The organism is Mesorhizobium waimense (genome assembly GCF_003601975.1).
GTDB classification, from domain to species: Bacteria; Pseudomonadota; Alphaproteobacteria; order Rhizobiales; family Rhizobiaceae; genus Mesorhizobium; species Mesorhizobium waimense.
This window is the reverse complement of sequence record NZ_QZWZ01000024.1, coordinates 60,116-76,083: the sequence shown is the minus strand read 5'-3', so window position 1 is coordinate 76,083 and position 15,968 is coordinate 60,116. Positions and strand designations below refer to the sequence as shown.

15 protein-coding genes and 1 pseudogene are annotated in these 15,968 nt (G+C 62.9%); 10 read left to right on the top strand and 6 right to left on the bottom strand.

The features are described 5' to 3' along the window. Both D3227_RS26025 and D3227_RS26020 read left to right on the top strand, forming a co-directional pair. Entirely contained in the window at window positions 1–495 is a 495-nt protein-coding gene (locus D3227_RS26025; protein ID WP_120017138.1) for a GNAT family N-acetyltransferase, read from the top strand. Window positions 496–572: 77 nt separating this feature from the next. After that, complete coding sequence (locus tag D3227_RS26020) at window positions 573–1,061, top strand: SRPBCC family protein (protein ID WP_120017137.1); 489 nt, start codon at window positions 573–575, stop codon at window positions 1,059–1,061. Between the two features lie 52 nt (window positions 1,062–1,113). Here D3227_RS26020 and D3227_RS26015 read toward each other — a convergent pair whose 3' ends face one another. From D3227_RS26015 to D3227_RS26005, 3 genes are all read right to left on the bottom strand, one after another. After that, complete coding sequence (locus D3227_RS26015; protein ID WP_120017136.1) at window positions 1,114–1,911, bottom strand: FAD binding domain-containing protein; 798 nt, start codon at window positions 1,909–1,911, stop codon at window positions 1,114–1,116. A 12-nt stretch (window positions 1,912–1,923) separates the two neighbouring features. Then, complete coding sequence (locus tag D3227_RS26010; RefSeq protein WP_120017135.1) at window positions 1,924–4,275, bottom strand: xanthine dehydrogenase family protein molybdopterin-binding subunit; 2,352 nt, start codon at window positions 4,273–4,275, stop codon at window positions 1,924–1,926. Between the two features lie 107 nt (window positions 4,276–4,382). Next, entirely contained in the window at window positions 4,383–4,883 is a 501-nt protein-coding gene (locus D3227_RS26005) for a (2Fe-2S)-binding protein (RefSeq protein WP_120017134.1), read from the bottom strand. On the opposite strand from D3227_RS26005, the gene D3227_RS26000 reads away from it, so the two are divergent. The 3 genes from D3227_RS26000 (at window position 4,882) to D3227_RS25990 (ending at window position 8,152) form a co-directional block, all read left to right on the top strand. Next, complete coding sequence (locus tag D3227_RS26000; RefSeq protein ID WP_342634013.1) at window positions 4,882–6,339, top strand: FIST N-terminal domain-containing protein; 1,458 nt, start codon at window positions 4,882–4,884, stop codon at window positions 6,337–6,339. The two genes, D3227_RS26005 and D3227_RS26000, sit on opposite strands and share 2 nt — an antisense overlap. A 12-nt stretch (window positions 6,340–6,351) precedes the next feature. Further along, window positions 6,352–7,695 (top strand): ATP-binding response regulator, encoded by a 1,344-nt coding sequence (locus D3227_RS25995; RefSeq protein WP_120017133.1) that lies wholly within the window; start codon window positions 6,352–6,354, stop codon window positions 7,693–7,695. Window positions 7,696–7,864: 169 nt separating this feature from the next. Further along, on the top strand, window positions 7,865–8,152 hold the full coding sequence (locus D3227_RS25990; protein WP_120017132.1) for a DUF4279 domain-containing protein: 288 nt from the start codon (window positions 7,865–7,867) through the stop codon (window positions 8,150–8,152). Between the two features lie 633 nt (window positions 8,153–8,785). Here the strand turns inward: D3227_RS25990 and D3227_RS25985 are convergent. Further along, a complete protein-coding gene (locus tag D3227_RS25985; protein WP_120017131.1) occupies window positions 8,786–9,469 on the bottom strand; it encodes a response regulator in 684 nt (227 codons plus the stop codon). 158 nt (window positions 9,470–9,627) lie between these two features. Here D3227_RS25985 and D3227_RS25980 point away from each other — a divergent pair. The 4 genes and pseudogenes from D3227_RS25980 (at window position 9,628) to D3227_RS25965 (ending at window position 12,521) form a co-directional block, all read left to right on the top strand. After that, window positions 9,628–10,327 (top strand): annotated as a pseudogene (locus D3227_RS25980) (fumarylacetoacetate hydrolase family protein). Window positions 10,328–10,331: 4 nt separating this feature from the next. Continuing rightward, the gene (maiA, locus tag D3227_RS25975; protein ID WP_120017130.1) at window positions 10,332–10,982 is read left to right on the top strand and encodes a maleylacetoacetate isomerase; all 651 of its coding nucleotides are present in this window, start codon (window positions 10,332–10,334) and stop codon (window positions 10,980–10,982) included. After that, complete coding sequence (locus D3227_RS25970) at window positions 10,972–11,448, top strand: DUF4262 domain-containing protein (RefSeq protein ID WP_120017129.1); 477 nt, start codon at window positions 10,972–10,974, stop codon at window positions 11,446–11,448. Before maiA ends, D3227_RS25970 begins: the two co-directional genes overlap by 11 nt. Window positions 11,449–11,480: 32 nt before the next feature. Then, the gene (locus D3227_RS25965; RefSeq protein WP_120017128.1) at window positions 11,481–12,521 is read left to right on the top strand and encodes a zinc-dependent alcohol dehydrogenase family protein; all 1,041 of its coding nucleotides are present in this window, start codon (window positions 11,481–11,483) and stop codon (window positions 12,519–12,521) included. 15 nt (window positions 12,522–12,536) lie between these two features. Here D3227_RS25965 and D3227_RS25960 read toward each other — a convergent pair whose 3' ends face one another. Next, window positions 12,537–13,430 (bottom strand): DMT family transporter, encoded by an 894-nt coding sequence (locus D3227_RS25960; protein ID WP_120017156.1) that lies wholly within the window; start codon window positions 13,428–13,430, stop codon window positions 12,537–12,539. Between the two features lie 102 nt (window positions 13,431–13,532). Here D3227_RS25960 and D3227_RS25955 point away from each other — a divergent pair, with 102 nt between their 5' ends. Then, window positions 13,533–14,936, top strand: coding sequence for an aminotransferase-like domain-containing protein (locus tag D3227_RS25955; protein WP_120017127.1), 1,404 nt, complete (start codon window positions 13,533–13,535; stop codon window positions 14,934–14,936). Window positions 14,937–14,951: 15 nt separating this feature from the next. Here D3227_RS25955 and D3227_RS25950 read toward each other — a convergent pair whose 3' ends face one another. Further along, complete coding sequence (locus D3227_RS25950) at window positions 14,952–15,845, bottom strand: LysR family transcriptional regulator (protein ID WP_120017126.1); 894 nt, start codon at window positions 15,843–15,845, stop codon at window positions 14,952–14,954. Window positions 15,846–15,968 lie beyond the last annotated feature (123 nt).

The following is a 15,968-nucleotide window of genomic DNA, read 5'->3' as shown; positions in this document are numbered from 1 at the left end:
ATGAATGCACCTTTGCCGATAGACCGGGTCTTGCCCGAGGACGAAACTGCCATACTGACGCTCAACAACGAGCATGCGGCCGAACTGTCGTGGCTCGAGCCCGAGCGGCTGTCCTTCCTGGTTGGCGAGGCGTTTTACACGCGCCGCATCGGCGCGCTCGAAGCCTTCATCATGACCTTCGACCAGGATGCCCAATACGACAGTCCGAACTTCCTCTGGTTCCGCGAGCGCTATTTGCGCTTCGTCTATGTCGACCGGGTGGTGGTCGCGGCGCAAGCGCGCGGCCGTGGCCATGCGCGCCGGCTCTACGAGGATCTGTTCGACCAGGTTTCGCGCGCCGGCCACAGCATCGTCACCTGCGAGGTGAATGCCGATCCGCCCAATCCGGCTTCGGATGCCTTCCATGCCGCGCTCGGCTTTGCCGAGGTCGGCGACGCGGTGATCCATGGCGGCAGGAAGGCGGTGCGTTACTACGCGAGGCAGATCGGCGGCTAACCTCCAGCGAACTTCACCGGCGCAGTGAACAAGCCAAGACCAATGTAGTTGCTTCCGCCAGCCCGGGGCGAAACACCATGCCGAGCAACGTCTTCCGCTTCGACGAAAGCTGGGACATTCCCGAAGGCACGCCACAAGAGGTGTGGGAGGTGCTCTCCGACGCCGAACTGCTGCCGCTCTGGTGGGGCGCGGTCTACAAGGAGGTCGTGCCGCTCGACAAGAAAGGCAAGGGCGTCGTCGGCTCGCGCGCCAAGGCCCGGGCGCGCGGTGCCCTGCCCTACGAGTTGAACTTCATCGTCGAGGCGGCCGAACTCGAGCCAGGCCGGCTGGTAGTGGTCAAGACTTTTGGCGATTTCGACGGGCTGTGGCGTGCGGAACTGTCGCCATCTGGGACCGGCACCCATGTCAAGCTGATCTGGCAGGTGACGGTGCTGAGACCGATCCTGAAATTGCTGGCGCCGCTGCTGCGGCCGGCCTTTGCCTGGAACCATCGCTGGACCACGCCACGCGGCGAAGCCGGCCTGCGCCGCTATCTGGCGGCGCGAGAAAACAGCAAGGCGGCCTGATCCAGCAAAAGGGGCCGCAAGGCCCCTTTTCCATTCATCGCATCACGAGCGATCAGACGTTGGCTGCAGCCACCGCGCGCTTGGCCATCACCGCGATCAGATTGGCGCGGTATTCGGCCGAGGCATGGATGTCGGTCATCAGATTCTTCGCCGGCACCTTCACGCCGTCGAGCGCCGATGCGGCGAAATTCTTCACCAGCGCCGCCTCGATCTCCTTGGAGCGGAAGACGCCGTCGTCGCCTGCACCGGTGACGGCGACGCTGACGCCGTCCTTGCCCTTGGCCACGAACACGCCGACGATCGCGTAACGCGAGGCCGGATTGCGGAACTTTTCATAGGCAGCCTTGGCCGGCGCGCTGAAGCTCACCGCGGTGATGATCTCGCCATCCTTCAGCGCCGTCTCGAACAGACCCTTGAAGAACTTGTCAGCGCCAATCTCACGCTTGTTGGTGACGATCGTTGCCCCCAGCGCCAGTAGGGCAGCCGGATAGTCGGCGGCCGGATCGTTGTTGGCGATCGAGCCGCCGATCGTGCCCCTGTGGCGCACCGCCGGGTCACCGATGAGCGACGCCATGTGGGCAAGCGCCGGACAGGCCTTTTTCAGCTTCTCGTCATTGGCGACATCGTAGTGGGTCGTGGCGGCACCAATGGTGACGGTCTTGCCCGACACCTTGACGCCCTGCAACTCCTTGATCCGCGAAAGATCGACAAGGTCGGAGGGCGCGGCGAGCCGCGTCTTCATCGCCGGGATCAGCGTCATGCCGCCCGACAACAGCTTGGCGTCGCCTGACTTGACCAGCTTGGCGGCATCGGCGACCGAGGTGGCGCGGTGGTAGTTGACCGAATACATGCTTCGTCCTCCTCAGTGCTTCGTCGCTGCGCGGATCGCTGCCCAGACCGTGGACGGCGATGCCGGCATGGCAATGTCGGTGATGCCGATGGCGTCGGTGATGGCGTTGATGACCGCCGGCGGCGATCCGATGGCGCCGGCCTCGCCGCATCCCTTGATGCCGAGCGGATTGCTCGGGCACGGCGTGTTCGAGGTCGAGACCTTGAACGACGGCAGGTCGTCGGCACGCGGCATGGTGTAGTCCATGTAGCTCGCCGTCAGCAATTGTCCGCTGGCGTCATAGTGGGCGCCTTCGAGTAGCGCCTGGCCGATGCCCTGGGCGATGCCGCCATGCACCTGTCCCTCGACGATCATCGGGTTGATGATGTTGCCGAAATCATCCGCCGCAACGAACTGGACGATCTCGGTTGTGCCGGTTTCCGGATCGATCTCGACCTCGCAGATGTAGCAGCCGGCCGGGAAGGTGAAGTTCGACGGATCGTAGAACGCCGTCTCCTTCAGGCCGGGTTCCATGCCGCCCGGCAGATTGTGGGCGGTGTAGGCCGCGAGCGCCATCTGGAACCACGGTATGTTCTTGTCGGTGCCGGCAACCTTCAGCGCGCCGTTCTCGATGACGATATCGCCCTCGTCGGCTTCGAGCAGGTGGGCGGCGATCTTCTTGGCCTTGGCCTCGACCTTGTCCAACGCCTTGACGATGGCCGACATGCCGACAGCGCCCGAGCGCGAGCCGTAGGTGCCCATGCCCATCTGCACCTTGTCGGTGTCGCCATGGACGATCGAGACGCTGTCGATGGGCACGCCGAAGCGCTCATTGACCAGTTGCGCGAACGTCGTCTCGTGGCCCTGGCCATGGCTGTGCGAACCGGTCAGCACCTCGATCGTGCCGACGGCGTTGACCCTCACCTCGGCCGATTCCCACAGGCCGACACCGGCGCCGAGCGAGCCGACCGCCGCCGACGGCGCGATGCCGCAGGCCTCGATGTAGCAGCTCATGCCGATGCCGCGCAGCAGCCCCTTCTTGGCGGCCGCTGCCTTGCGCTTGGCAAAGCCGGCATAGTCGGACGCCTTCGTCGCCGCGTCGAGCGAGGCGGCATAGTCGCCGGCGTCGTAGTTCATGATCACCGGCGTCTGGTGTGGGAAGGAGGTGATAAAGTTCGTGCGCCGCAGCTCCGCTGGCGACACGCCGAGTTCGCGCGCCGCCGCCTCCATCGTGCGCTCGAGCAGATAGGTGGCTTCCGGCCGGCCTGCCCCGCGATAGGCGTCGACGGGCGCGGTGTTGGTGTAGACGGTGCGCACATTGGCGTGGATCGCCGGGATGTCGTACTGGCCCGACAGCAGCGTCGCATAGAGATAGGTCGGCACGCAGGACGAGAACAGCGACATGTAGGCGCCGAGATTGGCGATGGTGTCGACTTTCAGACCGGTTATCCGGTTGTTCTTGTCGAAGGCCATCTCCACCGTCGAGACATGGTCGCGGCCATGCGCGTCCGACAGAAAACTTTCGGTGCGGTCGGCGACCCATTTGACGGGAACGCCGGTCTTCTTCGAAGCCCACAGGCAGACGATCTCTTCCGGGTAGATGTAGATCTTCGAGCCGAAGCCACCGCCGACATCCGGCGCAATGACGCGCAATTTGTTTTCCGGCGCGATGTTGTAGAAGGCACTCATCACCAGCCGTGCGACATGCGGGTTCTGCGACGTCGTCCAGCAGGTATAGTGGTCCTCCGCCTTGTCGTAATGGCCAAGGGCTGCCCGCGGCTCCATGGCGTTGGGCACCAGCCGGTTGTTGACGATCTTCATGCGGGTGACGTGGGCGGCGGCCTTGATCGCCGCGTCGGTCGCCTTGGCGTCGCCGATCTCCCAGTCGAAGATCAGATTGCTCTCGGCCTCCGGATGGAGCTGCGGCGCGCCCTTTTCGAGCGCCTTCGTCGCATCGACGACGGCTTTCAGCTCCTTGTAGGTGATCTCGACCGCCTCGGCCGCATCGCGCGCCTGGCCCTTGGTTTCCGCCACCACGATGACGACCGCGTCGCCGACATAGCGGACCTTGTCGACAGCGAGCGGCGACCAGGCGCCCATCTTCATCGGCGAGCCGTCCTTGGAATGGATCATCCAGCCGCAGATGAGGTTACCGATGCCGTCGGCCTTGAGCTCCTTGCCGGTCAGGACGCCGATGACGCCGGGCATGGCTTGAGCCTTCTTGACGTCGATCTTCTTGATCTGCGCATGCGCGTGCGGGCTGCGCACGAAGGCCGCATGCTTCATGCCGGGAACCACCATGTCGTCGACATAGCGGCCGGCGCCGGTGATGAACCTCTTGTCTTCCTTGCGCGCGACCCGAGCGCCAACACCTTCAATGCCCATCAGAAATTCCTCCGAATTTAGGTGAGTAGGCAGTAGGGAAAAGGGCTCTCGGTTCCGTATGGCCGTTTGCCCTACTCCCCTACTGCCTACTCCCTATTCCCTTAGCCTTATGCAGCTTGTTTCGCCTTGCCCTTGACTCCCTTGGCCATCGTCTTCGATGCGGCGAGGATCGCCTTGACGATGTTGTGGTAGCCGGTGCAGCGGCAGATGTTGCCTTCCAGTTCGGCGCGCACGGTCGCCTCGTCCAGGCCTTCCGGATGGCGCGCGATCATGTCGGTTGCGGTCATGATCATGCCAGGGGTGCAGAAGCCGCATTGCAGGCCGTGATGTTCCTTGAACGCCGCCTGCACCGGATGGAGGTCTGCGCCATTCGCCAGCCCTTCGATCGTCACGACGCTCGACCCCGAGGCCTGCACCGCGAGCATCGAGCAGGACTTCACCGCCTTGCCGTCGACATGCACGACACAGGCGCCGCATTGCGAGGTGTCGCAGCCGACATGTGTCCCGGTGAGGCCGAGATTTTCCCGCAAGAAATGAACCAGCAGCGTCCGGTCTTCGGCTGTGCCGCTGACCCGCTTGCCGTTCACCATCAACGATAAGTCCGACATGAAACCTCCCTGGGTAATTTACCTTGGTCGTCCCGGCGCCGGTGTTGTCCGGACGCTGCGGCTATCGGCCTATTCCTATACCGAACAAGGCAGGGGAAAAAGTGCCGTGCGCCCTCCACGACGCGAGAATGCAGTTCGTCCGAAACGCCGCATATTGTACTTTCGGTCACGCCTGACGGGGGCGGCCCATTGCCAAAGCGACCCCCGAAGACAACAATGCCTTGCAACGCCCGCGTGCCGGACACGCACAAGAATAAGCGTTGGAGGACCTGCAGGAGGAAGGCAGCTGGCCAGTTCGAGCACGCGTTACGCATGCGGCCTCTCGGCGCTCACCACGGATGAGCCCGACGCCAATGTTTTCGCCCAGGCCATCGCGGCGGAAGCGGCAGCCATCGACGCCGGCTTCGCGCTGCTGTTCTTCTCCCAGAGCCTGGTCGACGCGACGGCCCTGTCCCAGGCGCTAAAGGCGCATGCGCCGTTGCTTGCCTATGCCGGCTGCTCGACCGCCGGCGAGATCACGCCGCAAGGTCTGGAGGAAGGCCACATCCTTGCTTTGCTGCTGCCTTCGGCGTCGTTTTCGACAGTCAGCATCATGGTCGACAACCTCTCCTCGTCGGGCATGGACAGGATCACCGGTGAAGTCGCCGCGCTGAGGCGCCTGCTGCGCGGCCGCGTTGGTCACGAACTGGCCAAGGGCACCTTCGCGCTGTGCTTGATCGACGGGCTGTCCTATGCCGAGGAAGCGGTGACATCGGCCATCCATTGGGGGCTGGACGACATTCCGCTGATCGGCGGCTCGGCCGGCGACGATCTGAAGTTCGAGACGACGCGGCTGATCTCCAATGGCAAGGTCGCCTCCGACAGCGCCATCATCATGCTGATCACCACGGAAATTCCGTTCCACGTCTTCAAGACCGATAACTTCATCCCCACCGACGAGAAGCTGGTGGTGACCGCGTCCGATCCCGATCACCGCATCGTGCGCGAATTCAACGCCATCAATGCCGCCGAGGAATATGCCGCTTCGGTCGGCATCATCCCGCAGACGCTGACGCCGCTCAGTTTCGCCTCGCATCCGGTTGTGGTGAAGGTCGGTGGCGAATATTATTGCCGCTCGATCCAGAGGATGCATGCCGACGGCTCGCTGTCGTTCTTCTGCGCCATCGACGACGGCGTCGTGCTCTCCATCGCCCAGCCGAAGAACATGGTGGAAGCAACGCGCGCCGCCCTTAAGGACGTCGAGGAAAAGCTCGGCGGCATCGATATGATCCTCGGTTTCGACTGCGTGCTGCGAAGGCTCGACGCCCGCAACCGCCAGGTCTTTCGCGACATTTCGGAGCTCTACCGGGTCAACAACGTCATCGGCTTCGGCACCTATGGTGAACAGTACCGGTCGATGCATCTTAACCAGACCTTTACTGGCATCGCCTTCGGCGAGCGCCAGGCGGCAGAATAGGATCTTTTCTCTATGCCGCTGAGAGACATCAACGACCTGGAGAAGCTGAAGAAGATCAACGCAGCCCTCGTCAGCCGCGTCGAGCGCTCGATGGACCAGCAGGGCAATGCCTTCTCGCTGTTCCAGACCGCGATCTCACTCGAAAACCGGGTGCGCACGCGCACCGAGGAACTGCATTCGACCTTGCGCCGGCTCGAACAGTCGAACATCGACCTCAGCGCCGCCAAGGAAACCGCAGAACTGGCGAACCTCTCCAAGACCCGGTTCCTGGCCGCCGCCAGCCATGACGTGCTGCAGCCGCTGAACGCCGCCCACCTTTCCATCTCGGCGCTGGCCGAATTGCAGACCAGCGACGAAGGCAAGAAGTTGGTGCGGCAGGTCGAGCGTTCGCTGGAGACGATGGAAGACTTGCTTCGTACGCTGCTCGACATTTCCAAGCTCGACGCCGGCGTCGTGCAGCCCGACATCGGCGACGTCAGCCTGGAGACTCTGTTTTCCTCGCTGCGCTCGGATTTCCTGCCCGTCGCCGAGATGAAGGGCCTGACGCTGAAATTCCGGCCGGTCAACGCTGTCGTGCGTTCCGACCGCACGCTGCTGCGCCGCATCCTGCAGAACATCCTGTCTAACGCACTGCGCTACACCCGCTCCGGTGGCGTGCTGGTCGGCACAAGGCATCGTGGCGACACCATCCGCATCGATGTCGCCGATACTGGCTGCGGCATCCCCGACGACCAGCGCGAGGCGGTGTTCGAGGAATTCCACCGCGGCGGCACCGCACTCGCCGATACCGGGCTTTCCGGCGGCGGGCTGGGACTGGGTCTCGCCATCGTGCGCCGCATGGCGGCCGCCCTTGGCCATCCCGTGACGTTTTCATCGAAGGTCGGCCGCGGCACCATTTTTCACATCGACGTGCCGGTCGGCATTGGTGCTTCGGCCGACGCCATCCCCGGCACCACCGACATGGAACGGCCGCGCGGCTACGGCCTGTTCGGCACCAAGGTGCTGCTGGTCGAGAACGACGCCGACGTACTGCAGGCGATGACGTCCCTGCTCGAGCGCTGGCAATGCGTGGTGCGTGCGGCGACCTCAACCGACGATGCGCTGGACATGCTCGGCGATACCGACTGGGTGCCGGACATCGTCATAGCCGACCAGCATCTCGACGGCGGCGACCTCGGCACCGCCACCATCGCCGAGGTCCGTGACTATCTCGGCCGCCCGGTTCCGGCGCTGATCGTCACCGCCGACGCTTCCGAAATTGTCGCCAAGGCCTCCCGCGCCGACGGCATCGAGCTGATGCGCAAGCCGCTGAAGCCGGCGCAACTGCGGGCGCTATTGGCGCATTTGCTGGCTTGATCCCTTCTCCTCAAGACACGCACGGAAGACCGCGAGCGCCAACCTCGAAAAATGGAAGAAGCAGTGACAAGAGTTACATCGTTCCTTTCGATTACATCCAAAAGTCTGTCTCCTAGCGACATGGCAGAGTTGCTGGGGATGAAGCCGGACCGGCCAGTGGTAAAGCAGCCTGAGGACGCCTCCCCGGACGACGCCGGCAAAGCATGGGTGGAACATAAGCTGTCGGTTTGAAAGTTGCGTTGATCTCGATGTGGCGATCAAGGAACTCATGTCGAGATTGGACGGAAATGTTAGAAACTCAATTCGGCTATCTCGCCAGGACCATGCGACCGATGTCTGGGTAAAAATCGCCATAGCTCCTGAAACAGAGCTTGTTCCCATGTTTTTCTCGGCAGAAACAATAGAGCTATTGAGCGATATCGGTGCCACTTTCGATATTGAATATTTTCCTGAATAACGTCTTGTCCGGGCCTGGCGAGCGAGAATTATGGTGACAGTGCACTTTCAACATGTCTGCCGGCTACGGCAAATCACCCGGTCTAAAGAACCACAATGATAGTACAATTCTATGATATCACCTTCGACCTACCTTCCGGATGGGAAGACATAACTGACGGCCTTCCCACAGGGTCACCACCTACCTTGGCTGAAGCATCAGGTGTCGGAGTTGTTCAATTCTCTATCGCGAAATATCATAGTGGCGAAAACCCGAACGTGAATTTTTCGATGAACTTAGATCTTTTATGATCGAGTTTTGCCAAAACAACTCCATCGATGCCGAAAATATTTCTTTTCGGAAATACAACAACATAAAGTGCGTTGTGGCGTTTTAAAGAACACCAGATAAGTTATTGTCTGCGTGGTATCTATCAAATGGGAATGACGTCGTATTTGTGACATACGTCGTCTCAGGCGAAGACAATAGCCGTTCAAATCTAGGATTAGGCGAAGTGAGAGCAATAGTTTCATCTATATCGTTTTAGCGTCCCAATAGAGGTCAGCAAACCACGCACCTTTGTCGCTAAAATTGTGCTTCACACTCTATGGACGGCGCACTTCTGCCATGTTCGCCCGACCAGCGACGCCCTACTCAAAACCCAGCCTGATCGCGAAACAACTCCGCATTGTCCAGCTTCGACACCTCGATGACCGCCTGCGTGCGGCTGTAGACATTGAGCTTGCGCAGGATTTCGGAGACATGCGCCTTCACCGTGGTCTCGCCAACCTGCAACTCATAGGCGATCTGTTTGTTGAGCATGCCCTGGCGCAGCATTTGCAGCACCCTGAGTTGCTGTGGCGTCAACCTCGCCAGGCGCTGCAGCATGTCGGCGCGGTCGGCGCTGTCGGCATCCGGCGGCTGGCCCTCGTAGGTTTCGGGCACATAGATGGCGCCGTCCATCACCGAACGGATGGCTGCGGCGAGATCGCTCTTGCGCGCCGATTTCGGGATGAAGCCGGCAGCGCCATAGGATAGCGCCTCGGAAATGATCCTCGGTTCCTCATGGCCCGAGACGATGACCACCGGCAGGCGCGGATGGCGGGTCCTGAGCTGCAGCAGCCCGTCGAAGCCGTGCACGTCGGGCATGCTGAGGTCGAGCAGCGCAAGGTCGAACGGCTTCGCGCCGGCCAAGAGATCGAGCGCCTCGGCGATCGAGCGCGCCTCGACCGTGTCGACATCCGGATAGGCCATCTGCACGGCGCTGTGCAGCGCCTCGCGAAACAGCGGATGGTCGTCGATGATCAGAAACCGGGCGCGATCGTTGACTGCGGTCATGGTGAGGTCGCTTCACTTCGCTCAGAATAGGATAATCCGGTGACCATGGCCAGATTATTGCAAGATAGTACATCGCCATATTTGGCCGGCGCTTGCCCGGCCGTCCAAATCGGTCGAATGTGCCGGCCAACAAGATCACAGTTTGGCAGAGACCGTGTATGACAGAATTCGTCCTCCCCTTGCCCGCAACCCCTTCGGTCGCCGTCGCGGGCTCTGAGGCACGTTTTGCGGTGCGCCGCATCTTCTGCGTCGGCCGCAACTACGCGGCGCATGCGCGCGAACTCGGCAATGACGAGCGCGACCCGCCCTTCTTCTTCACCAAGCCAGCCGACGAGGTGGTCGATTCGGGCATGACGATCGCCTACCCGCCGCTGACCAGAAACCTGCACCACGAGATCGATCTGGTCGCTGCGATCGGCAAAGCGGGCTTCCGCATTCCTCGCGCGCGGGCCCTCGACCATGTCTGGGGCTATGGCGTCGGCATCGACCTCACCCGCCGCGACCTGCAGGACGATGCCAAGAAGGCGGCGCGTCCCTGGGACTGGTCGAAGGCGTTCGACCGCTCAGCGCCTTGCGGCCCGCTGGTCCGGGCACAGACCTCAGGCCACCCCGAGAAAGGCCGCATCTGGCTGGCCGTCGATGGCGCGGTCCGGCAGGACGGCGACCTTGCCGAATTGATCTGGCCGATCGCCGACATCGTCTCAATCTGCAGCGAAGCGGTGGAACTGGAACCAGGCGACCTCATCTTCACCGGCACGCCGGACCGGTGTCGGCGCGGTCGGGCCGGGCCAGACGATCACCGGCGGCGTCGACGGCATTGGCACGATCGAACTGACCATCGGCCAGCCGACAGAATGATCCGATGAGCGACCTCGTCCTTCACAATTACTACCGCTCCTCCACCTCCTACCGGGTCCGGATCGCGATGGAGATGAAGGGCCTGACCTACGACTACGTGCCGCATCATCTGCGCCATGGCGAACATCTGGAGCCGGCCTATCTCGCGGTCAATCCGCAAGGGCTGGTGCCAGCACTGATCCTGGGCGAGGGCACGCTTTTGACGCAGTCGCTGGCGATCATCGAATATCTGGACGAGACCGTGCCCCAGCCGCCGTTTTTGCCAAAGGATGCGCTCGGCCGGGCACGCGTCAGGATGCTGGCGCAGATGATCGCCTGCGACATCCATCCGGTGAACAATCTACGCGTGCTGACCTCGCTGCGCACCCTGTTCGGCGCCGGTGACCAGGACGTCGTCAACTGGTTCCGCCACTGGGTGAACGAAGGTTTCCAGCCGCTTGAGAAGATTCTCGCTTCATCGCCCGAGACAGGCACATTCTGCCATGGCGACACACCGGGGCTGGCCGACATCTGCCTGGTCGCCCAGGTCACCAACAATGCCCGCTTCGGCGTCGACATGACGCCGTACCCCACTATCTCGCGCATTCATTCCGCTTGCATGGCGCTGCCAGCCTTCCGGAAGGCGGCGCCGGAGAATCAGATAGATGCCGAGTAGCGAGGCCACCGACCCATACGAGGCCAAGGCGCTGGCCGACATCGAAACCTACGGCTGTCACATCCTGCATGTGCTTGAGGAGGATGACGATCCTCCCTTCAGCTATTCGGTAGGCTTAGAGCATAGATTCGGCGCTCCGGAGCTGATCGTCGTCGGCCTGAAGCAGGAAATCTCCCAGTTCATCATAAACGAGTACTGCGGCCGGATACGCTCTGGCGAGATTTTTCAGTTGGGACAGCGATACTCAGGCTTAATAGAAGGGTTCGACTGCCAGTTCGGTTCAGTGCACATCGCGCACTATCCTGAGCACTTCGGCTGGGACATCTGGTTCTACCAAGGCCTGAATTTCCGGGTCATACAGCTTGTGTATCCCACGCTGGACGGAATCTGGCCTTGGGACGCCGAAGCCGATGAGTGGTTTCGGCGATGGCAGCCGCTTCTTGAGGCGGCGCCTGCGTCGCAGTAAGCACTGGATCGGGACACTATGAGGAATTGCCGATGAAAGCCGTCGTCTTCGAAAAATTCGGCGAGGCGCCGACGATCCAGACCGTGCCCGATCCGAAGCCGGCGCCGGAAGGCGTCATCATCAAGGTCGAGGCGACAGGGCTATGCCGCAGCGACTGGCATGGCTGGATGGGTCATGATGACGGCATCACCCTGCCGCATGTGCCGGGCCACGAGCTGGCCGGTGTCGTCGTGGCCGCCGGCAAGCGGGTGACCCGCTGGAAGGCCGGCGAGCGCGTCACCGTGCCGTTCGCGGTCGGCTGTGGCCGCTGCTTTGAATGCAATTCGGGCAACCACCAGGTCTGCGAGCACCAGACGCAGCCGGGCTTCACCTCCTGGGGCTCGTTCGCCGAATATGTTGCCATCGACCATGCAGACACCAACCTCGTTCGCCTGCCGGACGAGATGGACTTCGCCACCGCCGCCAGCCTCGGCTGCCGCTTCGTCACCTCGTTCCGCGCCATCGTCGACCAGGGCCGGGTGAAGCCCGGCGAATGGGTGGCCGTGCATGGCTGCGGCGGCGTCGGCCTGTCGGCGATCATGATCGCCAGTTCGATGGGTGCCAATGTCATCGCCATCGACCTCACCGACGAGAAGCTGGATTTCGCCAAGAAAATCGGCGCGGTGGCGACGATCAATGCCGCGAAGACGCCGAATGTGGTCAAGGCGGTCAAGCAGATCACCAATGGCGGCGCGCATATGTCGATGGACGCGCTCGGTCACCCGACGACCTCGTTCAACTCGATCGCCAATCTGCGCCGCCGCGGCCGTCACGTGCAGGTCGGCCTGATGCTCGCCGAGCACGCCAGGCCGCAGGTGCCGATGGACAAGGTGATCGCCTTCGAACTCGAGATCCTCGGCAGCCACGGCATGCAGGCCTACCGCTATCCGGCGATGATGGAGATGATCCGCACCGGCAAGCTCAAGCCCGAACTGCTGGTCGGCAAGAAGATCAGCCTCGACGAAGCGCCGGCAGCGCTGATGGCGATGGGCGGCTTCGAAGGCATCGGCATCGGCGTGGTGACGAAATTTTAGCTGCGGCCGGCACTATCACCCAACAGTCGCGGGTCGCGGCGCTTCCTGCTTGGCGAATTTCTTGGCGCCGACGACGCAAAGCACCACGCCAAGCGTGACGACAATCATCAGCGAGCTCACCTGTTCTTGCAGCAGCGTTGCCGCCAGCGCGAGGCCGAAGAAGGGCTGCAGCAACTGCAACTGCCCGACCGCTGCAATGCCGCCTTGCGCCAAGCCGCGATACCAGAACACGAAGCCGATCAGCATGCTGAACAGCGAGACATAGGCCAGGCCAATCCACGCGCCGGAGCCGACGTCGGCAAAGGATGGCGGCATCGTCGCAAAGGTCAGCACCAGCATGATCGGCAGCGACAGCACCAGCGCCCAGCAGATCACCTGCCAGCCGCCGAGCTTGCGCGACAGCGCCGCGCCCTCGGCGTAGCCCAGCCCGCAAGCGATGATTGCCGACAGCATCAGGAGATCCCCGATCGGTGAGGCGGACACGCCTTGGCTCAGGGCAAAGCCGACAACAAGCACGCTGCCGAGGCAGGAGAACAGCCAGAACGCCGGCCTTGGCCGATCGCCACCGCGCAGCACGCCGAAGATCGCGGTCGCCAGCGGCAGCAGCCCGACGAAGATGATAGAGTGGGCCGTGGTGACGTGCTTGAGCGCCAGAGCGGTCAGCAAGGGAAAGCCGACGACCACGCCCAGCGCGACGATTCCCAGCGACAGCAGATCCCCGCGCTCCGGACGTTTCTGCCGGAACACGAGCAGCATTGCCAGACCAAGCAGTCCGGCAATCGCCGCTCTGGCCGACGTCAGGAATGTCGGATCGAAATCCATCACCGCCACGCGCGTCGCCGGCAGCGAGCCGCTGAAGATCAGCACGCCGATGAAGCCGTTCACCCAGCCGTTCAAACTCTTGTCCATGATCTGCTCCGTTTGCCCTTCCGTACAGGTTCGGGCTATGGCGCCGCCAGAGACAATGCGGTACAGTTTGGCAAAACTGTTATGGCTCATCGAGAAGTACAGATGGATACGCCTGCTCCAAAAACCGGTGGCGAAGGAACGCTTGTCGAAGCGGTCATGGCAGCGATCAGACAGCGGATCGCCGCGCGCACCCTGACGCCGGGGGCGCGGCTGCCGTCGATCCGGGCCTTCGCCGGAACGATGCAGGTGTCAAAGTCGACAGTGGTCGAGGCCTATGAACGGCTCGCCGCCGAAGGCACGATCCGCTCGAGGCCGGGCTCCGGCTTCTACGCCGCCGGCCCGCTGGCGCCGCTGTCGCTGGCCGAGATCGGTCCGCGGCTCGACCGTGCTGTCGATCCGCTCTGGGTCTCGCGCCAGTCGCTCGAAGCCGGCGACGAGACCCTGAAACCCGGCTGCGGCTGGCTGCCGGCCTCATGGATGCCGCAGGCGGGATTGCGCCGGGCGCTGCGCACAGTGGCGCGGGCCGACGATGTGACGCTGGCAGACTACGGCACGCCGCTCGGTTTGCCGGCTCTGCGCCATCTGCTCGCGCGACGCATGGCCGGGCACGGCATCGAGGCGTCGCCAGAGCAGATCATGCTGACGGAATCGGGCACGCAGGCCATCGATCTCCTCTGCCGCTTCCTGCTCGAACCCGGCGACACGGTGCTGGTCGACGATCCCTGCTATTTCAATTTCCATGCCTTGTTGCGCGCCCACCGGGCCAAGGTCGTCAGCGTTCCCTATACGCCGTCAGGGCCGGATATCGAGCTGTTCGCCCAGGCGCTGGCCGAGCACCGGCCGCGCCTCTACATCACCAATTCCGCCATCCACAATCCGACCGGCGCGATCCTGTCGCCGGTGACCGCGCATCGGCTGCTGAAGCTCGCCGACCAATCGGATCTGACCATCATCGAGGACGACATCTTCCCCGATTTCGAACACACCCCTGCCCCGAGGCTCGCGGCGTTCGATGGTCTCAGCCGCGTCGTCCATATCGGCAGCTTCTCCAAGACGCTTTCGGCGTCGGTACGCTGCGGCTTCATCGCCGCACCCCTCGACTGGATCGAACAGCTGACCGACCTCAAGATCGCCACAACCTTCGGCGGCGGCCGGCTCGCGGCCGAGTTGGTGCTGACGCTGCTCAAGGACGGCAGCTATCGCAAGCACATGGAATTGCTGCGGGCGCAGCTTTCGCGCGCCATGGGCGAAACGAGCGGCCGCCTGAAGGCGATCGGCATCACGCCCTGGATCGAGCAGCCGGCCGGCCTGTTCCTGTGGTGCAGCCTGCCGGATGGGGTGGATGCGACAGAAGTGGCCCGCCGCGCTTTGGCCACCAAGATCGTGCTGGCGCCCGGCAATGCGTTCAGCCTGTCGCAGACCGCCAGCCGTTTCCTGCGCTTCAACGTTGCCCAATGCGGAGACGAGCGGATTTTCACAACGCTCAAAGCGGCGATGTCGTGTTGACGTCGTAATCGCCAATCAGCGGGAAGACCCGCAAACCTCCCGAACGCAATCCCGCAGCCAGCGCTGCGCCAGATCGGCATCGAGGCGCGGATGCCAGAGCATGGAGATGGTGACCTCTGCGATAGTGACCGGCAAGGGAAAGCTGAACATGCCGGCACGTGCCCCTTGCGAATGCCGCTCGGGGACGCTGGCAATCAGATCGGAAGCGCGCGCCATGGCAAGTGCAGCCGAGAAGCCTGAAACCATGCACACCACAGTCCGCTGCAGCCCGAGCTGGCTCAAGGCCTCATCGATCGGCCCCCTTTCGCGGCCGCGCCGGGAAACGCTGATGTGGCGGCTGGCCGCATAACGCTCGGCGGTGACGATACCCTCGCTGAGAGGGTGGCCTTTTCGTACCGCACCGATGAAGCGGTCGCGGAACAGCGCCTGGATACGCACTTCTGGTGCGGTTTCGCCGGCAACGCCGATCTCAAGGTCAACAGCCGCTTCGCGCAGCGAGGCGACATCCTTGTCGGACTTTGGTGCAAAACGCAGCCGCACCTCGCCCGCATCCGCTTCGATGCGGGCGACAAGACGGGGCCCGAACTCCTCGACGAAGCCTTCATTGGTACGCAGCGTGAACGTTCGGTCCAGTCTTGAAAGGTCAAGCAGCATGGCCGGCCGCAACAGCGCCTCCGCGTCCTGAACGACACGCCCGGTCTGCTGGCGCAATTCAAGTGCCCGCGGCGTCGGTACGAGGCCGCGGCCGGCGCGGACCAGCAAGGGATCGCCCGTTGCCTCGCGCAGGCGCGCCAGCGTGCGGCTCATTGCCGAGGGGCTGAGGCGCAGCCGCTGGGCGGCGCGCGCCACGCTGCCTTCGGTCAACAGAGTGTCGAGAGCGAAGAGCAAATTGAGATCGGGCAATGCCATCGGCGGACCATAACACCTGACATGGCGTTCTGTGCATGAATAAGATGCAAATGCTGCGCCTTCCGCCATATCACTGGCAAGACTAGATCTCCGGCAGCTCCGGTTCTGGAGCCGATGGAAAGG